This window comes from Pseudomonas sp. 39004, assembly GCF_028682155.1.
Classification (GTDB): Bacteria; Pseudomonadota; Gammaproteobacteria; order Pseudomonadales; family Pseudomonadaceae; genus Aquipseudomonas; species Aquipseudomonas capeferrum.
Map to the genome: position 1 here is coordinate 1 of NZ_JANIAG010000036.1, position 13,059 is coordinate 13,059.

General features: G+C 61.9%; 9 protein-coding genes. 2 read left to right on the forward strand and 7 right to left on the reverse strand.

Annotation, left to right across the window (positions count from 1 at the left end; all coding sequences use genetic code 11):
* Together cmoB and cmoA are read right to left on the reverse strand one after the other, a co-directional pair.
* On the reverse strand, positions 1–800 hold an 800-nt coding region (cmoB, locus tag NP534_RS09010; RefSeq protein WP_274098502.1), incomplete at its 3' end, for a tRNA 5-methoxyuridine(34)/uridine 5-oxyacetic acid(34) synthase CmoB.
* Entirely contained in the window at positions 797–1,540 is a 744-nt protein-coding gene (cmoA, locus tag NP534_RS09015) for a carboxy-S-adenosyl-L-methionine synthase CmoA (protein WP_274098503.1), read from the reverse strand. The genes cmoA and cmoB, both read right to left, overlap by 4 nt.
* A gap of 190 nt (positions 1,541–1,730) precedes the next feature.
* Between cmoA and NP534_RS09020 the strand changes: the two genes are divergently transcribed.
* The gene (locus NP534_RS09020; RefSeq protein ID WP_274098504.1) at positions 1,731–2,924 is read left to right on the forward strand and encodes an alpha-xenorhabdolysin family binary toxin subunit A; all 1,194 of its coding nucleotides are present in this window, start codon (positions 1,731–1,733) and stop codon (positions 2,922–2,924) included.
* 1 nt (position 2,925) lies between these two features.
* On the forward strand, positions 2,926–3,870 hold the full coding sequence (locus tag NP534_RS09025; RefSeq protein ID WP_274098505.1) for an alpha-xenorhabdolysin family binary toxin subunit B: 945 nt from the start codon (positions 2,926–2,928) through the stop codon (positions 3,868–3,870).
* Between the two features lie 5 nt (positions 3,871–3,875).
* Here NP534_RS09025 and NP534_RS09030 read toward each other — a convergent pair whose 3' ends face one another.
* From NP534_RS09030 to NP534_RS09050, 5 genes are all read right to left on the reverse strand, one after another.
* Positions 3,876–4,268 carry a protease inhibitor I42 family protein gene (locus NP534_RS09030; protein WP_274098506.1) on the reverse strand — a complete coding sequence of 131 codons (393 nt, stop codon included), beginning with the start codon at positions 4,266–4,268 and terminating at the stop codon, positions 3,876–3,878.
* Positions 4,269–4,381: 113 nt separating this feature from the next.
* Positions 4,382–6,802: an endopeptidase La gene (lon, locus tag NP534_RS09035; RefSeq protein ID WP_274098507.1), complete on the reverse strand. Its 2,421-nt coding sequence runs from the start codon at positions 6,800–6,802 to the stop codon at positions 4,382–4,384.
* A gap of 146 nt (positions 6,803–6,948) precedes the next feature.
* The gene (locus NP534_RS09040; protein WP_274098508.1) at positions 6,949–9,360 is read right to left on the reverse strand and encodes a glucose/quinate/shikimate family membrane-bound PQQ-dependent dehydrogenase; all 2,412 of its coding nucleotides are present in this window, start codon (positions 9,358–9,360) and stop codon (positions 6,949–6,951) included.
* Positions 9,361–9,391: 31 nt separating this feature from the next.
* Positions 9,392–10,726: a carbohydrate porin gene (locus NP534_RS09045; RefSeq protein ID WP_274098509.1), complete on the reverse strand. Its 1,335-nt coding sequence runs from the start codon at positions 10,724–10,726 to the stop codon at positions 9,392–9,394.
* 265 nt (positions 10,727–10,991) lie between these two features.
* Complete coding sequence (locus NP534_RS09050) at positions 10,992–13,049, reverse strand: TonB-dependent receptor (RefSeq protein ID WP_274098510.1); 2,058 nt, start codon at positions 13,047–13,049, stop codon at positions 10,992–10,994.
* Positions 13,050–13,059: the final 10 nt, after the last annotated feature.

Sequence of the window (13,059 nt, forward strand, 5' to 3'; positions counted from 1 at the left end):
CGCACATCACTGAACCCGGCACGGCGCAACCAGCGCTCCAGGGCCGGCACCGAGGGCAGGTACCAGACGTTGCGCATCTGTGCGTAGCGGTCTTCGGGGACCAGCACCTGTTGCTCATCGCCTTCGACCACCAGCGTCTCCAGCACCAGCTCACCGCCTTTGACCAGGCAGTCCTTGAGCGCCAGCAAGTGCTCGATAGGGGAGCGGCGGTGGTAGAAGACGCCCATGGAAAACACGGTGTCGAAACCTTCCAGGTTGGCGGGCAGCTCTTCCAGGGCGAACGGCAAATGCCAGGCCGGCAGATCGGGCAAATACTGCTGCACCGCCTGGAACTGGCAGAAGAACAGCCAGTTGGGGTCGACCCCGACCACCATGTCGGCACCGGCGCCGAGCATGCGCCACTGGTAATAACCATTGCCGCAACCGACATCGAGTACGCGCTTGCCCTTGAGGTCCAGGTGCGGGCTGACCCGCGACCATTTCCAGTCCGAACGCCATTCGGTGTCCACATGCACGCCGAACAGGTCGAACGGCCCTTTGCGCCAGGGCGACAGGCCCATCAGCGCCTCACGCATCCGCGCGCGGGTCGTATCGTCGCAGTCGCAGTCCAGGCGCAGCCCGTTGACCAGGTCGATTTCGCTCGGTTGCACGGCGGGCAGGGCGTCGAGCGCGCCGCGCCAGCGGTCGAGGTCGCCGTGGCCTTTTTCCAGTTTGGCTTCCAGCTGTGCTTGCAGGCCTTGCGACCAGGAAGCCAGGGGCGTACCCGCCAGGCGGCGGACAAGGGGGGACAAATCGATCATGGCAGGGCTATCAGCGAGGCGAAATTAAGGCATTGGAACCACGGCACCACTTTCGAGAACCCGGCAGCGCGCAGGCGCGCCTTGTGGGTCTCCAGGGTGTCTGGCTTCATCACGTTTTCGATGGCGCTGCGCTTCTGGGCAATTTCCAGTTCGCTGTAGCCGTTGGCCCGTTTGAAGTCCAGGTGCAGTTCATTGAGCAGGGTCTGTTCGTCGTCGTCGGTAAAGTGCAGCTTTTCCGAGAGAATCAACGCGCCACCCGGCAACAGCGCTTGACGAATACGGCCAAGCAGTTCGAGGCGCTGATCGGGGGCGATGAACTGCAGGGTGAAGTTCATCGCCACCACCGAGGCCGGCTCGAAGGGCAGGGCGAGGATGTCGGCTTCCAGCACGTTGACTGGCAGCAACTCCTGGAACATCGAGTCCTGGGCCGTGAGGTACTGGCGGCAGCGTTCGACCATCGCCGCGGAGTTGTCGACGGCGATCACCCGGCAACCGTCATTGCGCACGTGGCGGCGCAATGACTGAGTGACGGCGCCCAGCGAGGCACCCAGGTCGTACAGCGTGCTGTTCGGCTGAGCGAAGCGTGCGGCCAGCACGCCGAGGTTCTCGACGATGGTCGGGTAACCGGGCACCGAGCGCTTGATCATGTCCGGGAATACGCGCACCACGTCTTCGTTGAAGGCGAAGTCGGGTACCTGCTCCAGGGGGTGGGCGAAGAGGCGGTCGGGGGATCGATTCACAGCGGGCTCGAGGCAAAGGCAAACGGTGTCGCATTTTAGCCAAAAGCCAAGGTGCTGACCACGGCTGTCTGTCCTACAAGGCCTGCTCGCTAATTCATACCGCCTGTGTGGAGATCCAACCATTCAAGCGTACTTGGTCTTTGGCGTAACTTTCAGGTGCAGACAAAATAAACTTAAGCAGGGTGTTGTCATGGAAACATTATCGAATGAAACCCAAGCCGCCGAAGGTAAACCCGTTGATGAATTGGACGCAAAAAGCCAGGCGACCATTTTGCCGGAGCAATACTTTACGTTTCTGGCGGGAAAAGTGGGGAATAATTCCCAGGCTGCCGGCCTATTGACATCTGAGAACCTGCACGTCATCAAGCGCTATGCGCGTACCGTGCGCACATTATCCCGGCGTGAGGAGGACATCAACGAAGAAGTTAACTATGACGCCTTGGGTATCGAGGTCAAAAAAATTGTTGATCTGAATACAGTGTTGCATCGTCACGTGGATGAATGGGACAAACTCGAGCGACAGATCAAAGAGCTGGGGCCGGAAATAGAGATGTTCGCCGGGACCATGAAAAGCCGCGGCGCCGCATTGATATCAAGTATCGAGAAGGCACCTGCCTTCGAGCGTATCGCCAGTGAAAAAGAAGCGCAGGGCAGCAGTATATATACCTCCGCGCTTACTGCCGAGGAGCGCGGCCAAGTTTTGGAGGTTATCGAAAGGCGCTTGGGGGCGCTTATCGTCGAGGTCCAACAGACCCAGCAGCGTATTGCCGATGTCGATACCCGGGCGAGCTGGTTCCATAAGGAAATCGAACTTGAAATCAAGCCGAAGCTGGTACGTCTCATCAAGCACATCGACGACAAGCTCAGTACCGAACAAATGGTTAAGTGGATGGCCCAGCGCGACGAAATGGATACCCAAATCGAACTGTTAAGCCAGCAGTACAGCACAGAGGTTGGGTACGCCTTTACCGGCTTGTTAGCGGGGCCGGTAGGTCTGATTATTACGGGAGGGATATTCGGTTCCCGGGCAGAGGAAACGAGAGCAGCAAAGAATGTACTGATTGAGCAACGGGACAAGCTGGCTGAACGTTTGTCCAGCATGGGTCCGGCCATGGCGAGTTTTGAGGGTGTCAACAAGACGGTCAGGGACCTGATGTTCAGAACGACCGATCTCATAAGTGCGACGCAGCGCCTGGCGGATATTTGGCTTTACTTGAACAAATTCGCGACTTCCTCACTTGATGAATCCCAAAACTTGTCGACGAGCACTGATCTGGAAGCGTTCGTTCAGGACTTTGCAGATGTGATCAGGCCTTGGGAAAATATTGGTAATATTTGTCACATGTTGTCGGAGCTGTTTAACAAGTTGTTAGAGGAGAATTGAAATGTCAAATCATGGGGCTATTGCCGTGGACAGTGCAGTGCCGGATTTTGTTGAGCTGAATCAACTGAGGTTCAAGGCGTTCGAGTTGTGCGATGAATGGCAGGATGAGGTGCTGCCGGGTGTCCAGGATCTGTGCCGGCAATTGAAGAGTGTCATGCTCGATACCGATCGATCACTGCGGGATGCCGTTTTCAGCGGTACGGTGCTACTGGGTAATAAAGTATTTGCTCTCCCTTCCGACGCGCCGGTTGCAACGAGCAGGATCGCTGAGGCTTCCGAGATGCAGGCAACCCTGTGCAGCGGCCTGGCACAGGGAACCTTGCGTCTTGAACTGTTTTCACTGTCAGCAATTGACCAGCAAGTGACACGCCTGGAGAAGTCAGTTGCCGAACTTGATGAGCAGGGCATGCCCGACGAACAGCGACTGCAGAGGTTGGAGACCCAGCACGCGGACATCGTCGAAGCTATCGAGGCTTTCAATAAACCTACTGTCTTGAAGGCCTTCAAGGGCCTGATCCCCACTGAAGAGGACATTGATGCCGCTGCTGCGCTGTTAAAGGATCCGAGTGTGGATCCGAAGCTGTTGAAGTTGATATCTGGCAAGTTGCAATCCCATCTGGACGCACTTGAGGGCGCGACGACGTTCCGTGAGTTGACCCAGGTACGGAAGCGGCTCTACGAGAAACTCCAGGAAGCCAGGCAGCTACGCGATGATGCGCAAATGCGTAAAGACAAAACTCAGCGCGAACTAGGGGCGACCCGGGCATTGGCCGGAGTCGGTGCGATCAAGGATCAGTGGTTGCAATTGGTGCGCAAGGTCGAGGAGTACTGGCAATACTGCTCAAGCTTGCTCACGGCAGGCATGGACAGCGACAAGGCGCTGATTGCGCTGGAGGACCTGTACCACTACCTGCAAGCGGTACAAAAGGCCTTCGAGCGCGCGTAGGCCGGTTACTGAGCGGTGATTGCACAATCGAAGGTTTGCACGGGGCGTACTTCCGGCGCCCACGGCTGCTGATAGACCAACACCAAATGCCCGTCCCCAGCAGCACGGGCTTCGAAGCGCCAGGAGGAAATACCCGCGCTGCCAACGATACCGACGTCCTCGGGGGCGCTGTAAACCTCGGGGCCGAGGCTACGCAGTACATTCGAGGCTGGGTTCTGCACCAACCAGCGGTATCCGGTGGTGGGGTTGCTGGGCAGGGTCAGGGTCAGCGCCTGACCGACCTGCAGGCGCTTGGGGCATTCGCTTTCAGCGTCGAGTTGGACGGTTTGCCTGGGCTGCTGGGCGCAGGCAGTCAGCAGGGCGAGGCTCAGGGGAACGAGCAGACGTGGGGCGGCCATGTTGGCTCCGAAGGCTGGCGATGGCCTGAGGATAACCGAACCACATGCAGATTTGTGCTACCTACCGGTATAGGCCGCTTCGCGGTTCGCGCCGCGAAGAGGCCTGCACAGAATCAGAACAGCACTTTCGCCACGTCGGCAAAGCGCTTGGCGAAATGCACCGTCAAGCCTTCGCGCAGGTAGTCGGGCAGTTCCTCGAAGTCGCCGCGGTTGGCCTCAGGCAGGATCAGCTCGAAGATCTTCTGTCGCTTGGCGGCAATCACCTTCTCACGCACACCGCCAATCGGCAGCACCTGGCCGGTGAGGGTCAGTTCACCGGTCATCGCTACGCCTTTTTTCGGCGCTTGGTCGCGTGCCAGCGACAACAAGGCGCTGGCCATGGTAACCCCGGCGCTCGGGCCATCCTTGGGCGTGGCGCCCTCTGGCACGTGCAGGTGGATGAAGGCTTCGTTGAAATAGCCTGGGTCGCCACCAAACTGCTTGAGGTTGGAGCTGACATAGCTGTAGGCGATTTCGGCGGATTCCTTCATCACATCACCCAGTTTGCCGGTCAATTTGAAACCGCGGTTGAGGGTGTGAATGCGGGTGGCTTCGATCGGCAGCGTGACGCCGCCCATGCTGGTCCAGGCCAGGCCGGTGATCACGCCCTTGCCGGCCAGTACCTGTTCGCTGCGGAACACCGGCATGCCGAGCGCGGCCTCCAGGTCCTTGCTGCCAATCTTGAGTTTGGCATCGGGGTTTTCCAGCAACTTGACCACAGCCTTGCGCACCAGTTTGCCCAGTTGTTTTTCCAGCTGCCGCACGCCGGCCTCGCGGGCATAGCCCTCGATCACGGTGCGCAGGGCACTGTCGCTGATGCTCAGGCTGGTCTTGGCTACGCCTGCCTTGTCCAACTGCTTGGGCCACAGATGGCGCTTGGCGATGGCCAGTTTTTCTTCGGTGATGTAGCCGGAGAGGCGGATCACTTCCATGCGGTCGAGCAAGGGCCCGGGGATCGAGTCGAGGGTGTTGGCGGTGCAGACGAACAGCACCTTGGACAGGTCCAGGCGCAGGTCGAGGTAGTGGTCAAGGAAGTCGACGTTCTGCTCGGGGTCGAGGGTTTCGAGCAGCGCCGAAGCCGGGTCGCCCTGGTAGCTCTGGCCCATCTTGTCGATCTCGTCGAGCATGATGACCGGGTTCATCACTTCGACATCTTTCAGCGCCTGCACCAGCTTGCCCGGTTGGGCGCCGATGTAGGTGCGGCGGTGGCCCTTGATTTCCGCTTCGTCGCGCATGCCGCCGACACTGAAGCGGTAGAACGGCCGGCCGAGCGATTCGGCGATGGACTTGCCGATACTCGTTTTGCCCACGCCGGGTGGGCCCACCAGCAGCACGATCGAGCCGCTGATCTCGCCTTTCCAGGCACCCACCGCGAGGAATTCGAGAATGCGTTCCTTGATGTCGTCAAGGCCTGCGTGGTGTTGGTCGAGCACCTTGCGGGCGTGCTTGAGGTCGAGCTTGTCCTTGCCGTAAACGCCCCACGGCAGGGCGGTGGCCCAGTCCAGGTAGTTGCGGGTCACGGCGTATTCCGGCGAGCCGGTCTCGAGGATCGACAGCTTGCCCATCTCTTCGTCGATGCGCTTCTGGGCCTGCGCGGGCAAGGTCTTGCCTTCCAGGCGCTGCTCGAACTGTTCGAGGTCGGCGCTGCGGTCGTCTTTGGTCAGGCCCAGCTCTTGCTGGATGACCTTGAGCTGTTCCTTGAGGAAGAACTCGCGCTGGTGTTCGCCGATCTGGCGATTGACCTCGGCCGAGATCTCGTTCTGCAGGCGCGCCACCTCGACCTCTTTGCGCAGCATTGGCAGCACCTTTTCCATGCGCTTGAGCATGGGCACGCAGTCGAGCACTTCCTGCAGCTGGGTGCCGGTGGCTGAGGTAAGGGCTGCGGCAAAGTCTGTCAGCGGCGAAGGGTCGTTGGGGCTGAAGCGGTTGAGGTAGTTTTTCAGCTCTTCGCTGTAAAGCGGGTTCAGCGGCAGCAGCTCTTTGATCGCATTGATCAGCGCCATGCCGTAGGCCTTGACCTCATCGGTCGGCTCGGCGGGTTGGCGCGGGTATTCCACCTCGACCAGGTAGGGCGGGCGATGGTGCTTGAGCCAGGTGCGGATGCGCACGCGGGTGAGGCCCTGGGCGACGAACTGCAGTTTGCCGTTTTCACGGCTGGCATGATGCACCTTGACCAAGGTGCCGTACTCCGGCAGCGCCGAGGTGTCGAAATGGCGGTGGTCTTCGGGCGGTGTGTCCATGAAAAACAGCGCCAGGCACTGGTCCGGGGTCTTGGCCACCAGGTCGAGGGTTTCGGCCCAGGGCTCTTCGTTGACGATCACCGGCAACACTTGGGCGGGGAAGAACGGGCGGTTGTGAATCGGGATCACGTAGACCTTGTCCGGCAACTGTTGGCCGGGCAGGGCGAGGGCGTGGCCGGGAACGGCCTGGGTGTCGGTATGCTCGACTTCGCTGTGTTCGTCGGGGTGTTCCGGGAAATCCTGCTGGTCGTTCATGGTGCACCTGCGTGAATGACTATGGTGCTTAGATGGGGCGCGGGGGGATGGGTTTCAAGCTTCGCGTTAGAAGCTGCAAGCTCCAAAAAAAACGGGGCCATGCAGGCCCCGCTTTCTCTTGTGGCTTGTAGCTTGCCGCTAGAAGTTTAGTCGGCGAGTTTGTAAGCGATGATGTAGTCACCCATCTTGGTGCCCAGCGAGCCGTGGCCGCCAGCGGTCACCAGCACATACTGCTTGCCGTCCTTGCCGCTGTAGGTCATCGGCGTGGCCTGGCCGCCGGCCGGCAGGCGGGCTTTCCACAGTTCCTTGCCGTTGTTGGTGTCGTAGGCACGCAGGTACTGGTCCAGGGTGCCGCTGAGGAAGCCGACGCCGCCAGCGGTGACGATCGAACCGCCCATGCTCGGTACACCCACCGGCAGGCCGATCGGCACCGGGGTGCTGTCACGGGTGGTGCCGTTCTTGTGCTTCCACACGACCTTGTTGGTGAACAGGTCGATGGCCGCCACATAGCCCCAGGCCGGCGCCTGGCACGGTACGCCCAGCGGCGACATGAACGGGTGCATGGTCACGGCATACGGTGCACCGGTGTTCGGCTGCACGCCGCTGGTTTCGCTCTCGCGCTTGCTGCCGGCGGCCACTTGCTCGCGCGGCACCATCTTCGACACGAACGCCATGTAGTTGGGCGAGGTGAACAGCAACTGGCGCACCGGGTCGACCGACACGCTGCCCCAGTTGAACACGCCGACGTTGCCCGGGTAGATCAGCGACCCCTGCTCGGACGGCGGGGTGTACTGGCCTTCGTAACGCAGTTCGCGGAACTGGATGCGGCACAGCATCTGGTCGAACGGCGTGGCGCCCCACATGGCCTGTTCGGTCAGCTCAGGGCCGAGCAGGTTGAGGTCGGAGCGGGCCTGGGTTGGCGAGGTGTGGTCGCCTTTCACCGCGCCTTGTGGCGTCGGGATTTCGCGGATCGGCACGATCGGTGTGCCGTCGCGGCGGTCCAGCACATACAGGCTGCCCTGTTTGGTCGGCACGATGATCGCCGGTTTCACGCCATCGGCGGTCTTCAGGTGGACCAGGGTCGGCTGGCTGCCGACGTCCATGTCCCACAAGTCGTGGTGGGTGAACTGGTAGTTCCAGCGGGCCTTGCCGGTGGCCAGGTCGAGGGCGACCACGCCAGCGCTGTACTTCTCGGCGCCCGGGGTGCGGTCGGCGCCCCACTGGTCTGGGGTCTGGTTGCCCAGCGGCAGATAGATCATGCCCAGGTTTTCATCGACGCTGGCGATCGACCACATGTTGGCCGAGTTGCGGCTGTACGTTTTGCCGGGTGCCAGTGGCTTGGTGTCGTCCGGGTTGTTGCTGTCCCAGTTCCACACCAGGTGGCCGTCGTGCACATCATAGGCGCGGATGACGCCGGACGGCTCGTTGGTCGACTCGTTGTCGGTAACATGGCCGCCGATGATCACCAGATCACGGGTGATCGCCGCAGGCGAAGTGGAATAGTAGCCACCAGCGGTGAACGGGCCGATACCGGTGGTCAGGTCGATCACGCCCTGGTTGGCGAAGCCTTCGCAGACCTTGCCGTTGTCGGCGTTGATGGCGATCAGGCGGGCGTCGGCGGTGGGCAGGTACAGGCGGCGCGGGCAGGACTGGGCGACGGCCTGGCCGGCGTCGGTGATTTTCGGTACCGGGCTGCCGTCACGGCTGACGTAGTTGTTCTCGTCATAGTACGAGACGCCACGGCAGGTCATGTGGGCGAAGCCCTTGAAGGTGCCGACCGGGCTCTTGACCTGAGGGTCGTAGCGCCAGATTTCCGCGCCGGTGTCCGGGTTCAGGGCCAGCAACTTGCTGTGCGCGGTGCAGGCGTAGAGCATGCCGTTGACCTTCAACGGGGTGTTCTGGTTGGTCAGCTCCACCGGGTCGTTGTCGGTCGGCAGGTCGCCGGTACGGATGCGCCAGGCTTCTTCCAGGCGATAGGCGTTCTGCGGGGTGATCTGGCGCAGCGGCGAGTAGCGGTCGCCATGCTCGGTGCGGCCATAGGCCTGCCATTCGCCGTCGGGCATGGCGGGCGCGGCACTGGCCATCTCGCTGCTCTCGCGGCCGATTTCGCCGAACACTTCACCGGGGTGGGTGAACTGGCTGCCCAGGGCACAGGCGCCAGAGGCGAGCACTGCGACGCCGAGCAGCGCGGTGTTGGCCTTGGCTGCCGGGCCAATCAGGGGGCGACGCGCCCATGGCAACAGCAGGACCACGCCGATGGCGAACCAGATGGCCAGGCGCGGCACCAATTGCCACCAGTCAAGGCCTACTTCCAGCAATGCCCAGGCCGTGCTGCCGAGCAGCACCAGGCCATACAGCCCAAGGGCGATACGGCGCTGGGCCAGCAGCAGGATGCCGGACAAGGCAAAGCCGATGCCTGCGATCAGGTAGTACAGCGATCCGCCCAGCTGGCTCAGCTTGATACCGCCAGCCAGCAGGGCCAGGCCCATCAGCAGCAGCAGCACGCCAAGAAGGCGCGGTAGCCAGCGGGTTCCATTCTTGGCACCGTCAGTGCTCATCGTAGGTTCTCCGTTAGGTCAAAAAGTGGGTTCAGAAACTGCTCTGGATCTTCAGGCCGCCGATCAGGGCGCCGTCCACCTGCGACACCCCGCCCGGATGGCGGATGTACTGCAGGTTGGGGCGCACCGTGAGCCAGTCGGCCAGGTGAATGCCGTAGTACAGCTCGGCGCTGTACTCGGTGTCCTGCACAGGCAGGAAACCAGGGTTGTCGTAGTCGTCGAGGCCGGCGGCCTTGTTGGCCAGGCGGGCGTTCTTGCGATAGGCCGGGTTGACGTGCACGCGGGCGAGGGCGAAGCCGATGTCGTCCTTGGCGCGGGCATCGAAGGGCCCTTTGTATACCAGTCCTGCCTGAACATAGTTGTCGATGGCATTGGTCTTCTTGTCGTGCAAAGTGGCGTTGGCGAACAGGCTCAGGCCGCGCGACTGGTCGGACGCCAGCGAGGTGACCTGCTGCTGGGCGCCGAGCCACATGCCGTGCTTGCTCGAACGGCTGCGGTAGGCGGCGCCACTGAGGGCGGCCGGCTGGCCGTTGCTGTCGTCGAGCACATCCTGTGCCTTGGCATTACTGTAGTAGTAGCCGGCGCGATATTCCCCTTTCAGGCCATCGACCCGTGGGCTCCACACCAGTTCGATCGGCATGATCGCGCCTTGGGTGCCGCTGCCGCTGAGCTTGAAGCCGTTGCCCGATTCCAGGTTGGAGGGGTTTTGCTCGTACACGCCGACCTGGGCATACAGCGTGTCGGCCAGGTTGTAGCGCACGCGCAGGGCCCACTGGCTGACCGGCCAGTTGTACCAGATGCCGCCGACCCAGTTGCCCACCTGCGAGCCGCAGAAGGCCAGGTTCTGGAAGTCGCAGGGGAAGCTGTTGAAGTCTTCACCTTCACCGAAGCGGCCGAATTTGACGTCCAGCGCGCCGTCGAAATACTTCTGTTTGACCCACAGCTGCGTGAGCCGCCAGGTTTCACCACGGCCCCAGACTTCCTGTGCGGAGGTGAAGCCGCCGACGCGCGGGTCGTTGATACGGTCGTTGCTGATGTTGTCGCCGTGGCGCTCGGTGAGGGTCAGTTGGAACTCGGTGTCGTTCCAGCCGAAAATCTTCTGCAGGTCCAGGTGGCTGCCGAAGGTGAACTGGTCGCTGTAGCGCGCGGTGCGATCGTGGTCGTAACCACCGTGCAGGTTGCTGCCCATCTCGCCGGTGTAGCCGAGGGTGAAGTCGTAACCTTTGGCCTGCAATTCACTGCGGCTGCCGCCCCAGTCGCCCAGCATCCAGGGGGAATCGCTGGCGAACATTTCGCTGGCGCTGGTGGGGGCGGCGAGTGCGGTCAAGGCGAGGCCGATGTAACAGTTTTTGGGCAGCAGAAACATGAGATAGCGCTATCTTTTGATTATTGAACAAACGGCAAGGGCATCGAAGGGGCGAGCCCGTCAATGGAGATGGCAACAAGGTGGATTCGATGAAGCGATTCAGCTTGCGGCGGGGAGGATATAGGGGAAGTTGTAAGAAAAAAAGACAAATTGTCGCAGTTGATTATTGTTGAACCTGTAACAGTGTCCCAGGCGGCACTGACTTTTGCTCACCCTGTGGGACCGTTTGACCCGCGAAGGGGCGCAAAGCGCCCCCCGGGGGACTTCAAAACGACGTACGCAACCCGACTTGCACACTGCGCCCAGGCGCTGGCGCGATGTCCCGCAGAATCGAACTGGCATAACGTACCGTCTGGTCCGTCAGGTTTTCACCCCGCACGAACGCCAGCCACTGGCTTTGCCCGATGTCGAAGCGGTAGCCCACGCTGGCGCCCAGCGTGGTGTAGCCATCGGTGCTGGTCTCATTGCCCGGCTTGCGATGTTGCGACGAGGCGTGCTGCACATCGACCCGCGCCTGCCAACGATCCAGCTCCCAGACCAGGCCGCTGTTCAACCGCAGCGGTGCGATACGCGGCACTGGCTCGCCACTGTCGAGGTTCTTGGCCCGGGTGTAGTCGCCGGACAGTTCCAGCGCGAAGCTGCCGTAACGGTTCTGCACCAGTTGCCAGCGGTCTTGCGCTTCGATGCCATAGAAGCGCGCGCGTACGCCCTGATACTGGTATTCCGGGAAGCCGCCGTGGTCATGGTCATGGTCATGATCGTGATCGTGGTCATCCTCGCCATGGTCGTGGTCATGGCCTTCACGCAGGTTGCCCGTGCCGATCAGGCCAATGTAGTTGCGAAAGTGGCTGTAGAACACGCCGACACTGCCCTTGTGGGTGCCATTGTCGAAGCGCAGGGCCAGGTCGGCGGAAATGGCCTTTTCCTTGTTCAGGCTGGCATCGCCCACCTCAAAGGCCCCCGTGGCCACATGCGCACCGTTGGCATAAAGCTCATAGAAGGTGGGGGCGCGCTCGGTGTAGCCCAGGTTGGCGGCCAACGACCATATGGGGTCGAGTTGATACACCGCCCCCGATGACAGGCTGAAAGCATTGAAACTGCTGGCGCTGTCAGCGGCGGAAAAGGTTTCGTTGCCCTTGGCATCTGGGTCGACCCGGGTGTGTTCCAGACGCGCGCCCAGGCTCAGGTTCAGGCGCTCGGTGGCCTGCCATTGTTCGAGCATGAACAGCGCCAGGCTGTCGGTATCGGTCTGCGGCACAAAAGCCTCCTCGCCCAGTGCCGAGAACTCGTTGCGGCTGACCTGGGCGCCGATCACCCCTTCAACGGGCCCGAGCGGCTGATGGCGTGCCTCGATGCGCGCTTCGTATCCCTTGTTCTTGAAGGTGGTGTGCACCTCGCCTTGTTCGATCTCGCGGTGTTCGTAGTCGGTATAACCGGCATCGACCTTGACCGAGCTGAATGGGCCGTCCAGGTCACGCAGTTCGGAGGCGAACCCGTAGTGATCCTGTTGCATGTCCAGGCGTACGCCGGGTTCTGCCACCGAGCCGTAGTTGCTGTCATAGCGGCTGTAGGACAAGCCGGCATAACCGTGATCCCAGTGGTAGGCGCCGCCGATCGCACCGCCGTCCTGGCGCCCGTCGCTGTTCTCCAGGCGGTGCTTGCTGCCCGGCTCGTCGGCATTACGTATTTTAGAGCTGCGGGCGTAGCCGGGGATGCGCAGGTCGTTGAACTGGCGGCTGTTGGCGTCCAGGTGCAGGGCGAAGGCGCCGTTGCCGGCCTCCAGTTTGCCAGCGCTGCTGCGGGTGGTGTCGGCACCGCCATAACGCAGCTCGCCAGCGCCGTGGATGCCTTCGATGGGCGCATCGGGGATGCGGTTGTCGAACGTATTGACCACCCCGCCGATCGCATTGCCGCCATACAGCAGGGCGGCGGGGCCGCGGACGATTTCGACGCGCTCCACGGTCACCGGGTCGAGTGGCACGGCGTGGTCGTAGGACAGCGACGACGCATCCAGGGCGCCGACGCCGTTGCGCAGAATGCGAATGCGGTCGCCGTCCAGGCCGCGGATCACCGGGCGGCTGGCGCCTGGGCCGAACCACGTAGAGGCGACACCGGGCTGTTTGTTCAGGGTTTCACCGAGGCTGCCTTGTTGCTGCTGCAGCAGGTCGTCGCCTTCGAGCACCGTGCTTGGGGCGGCCAACTGGCGGTTGCCCAGTGGGTTGGCGGTGATCACCTGAGGTTCGAGTTCAACGGCCTGGCTGGGGGATGAGGCCAGCCAGAGTGCGACGGCGAGGGGGGATAGGCGGAGCGGGATGTACAGCATGGGGATGGGG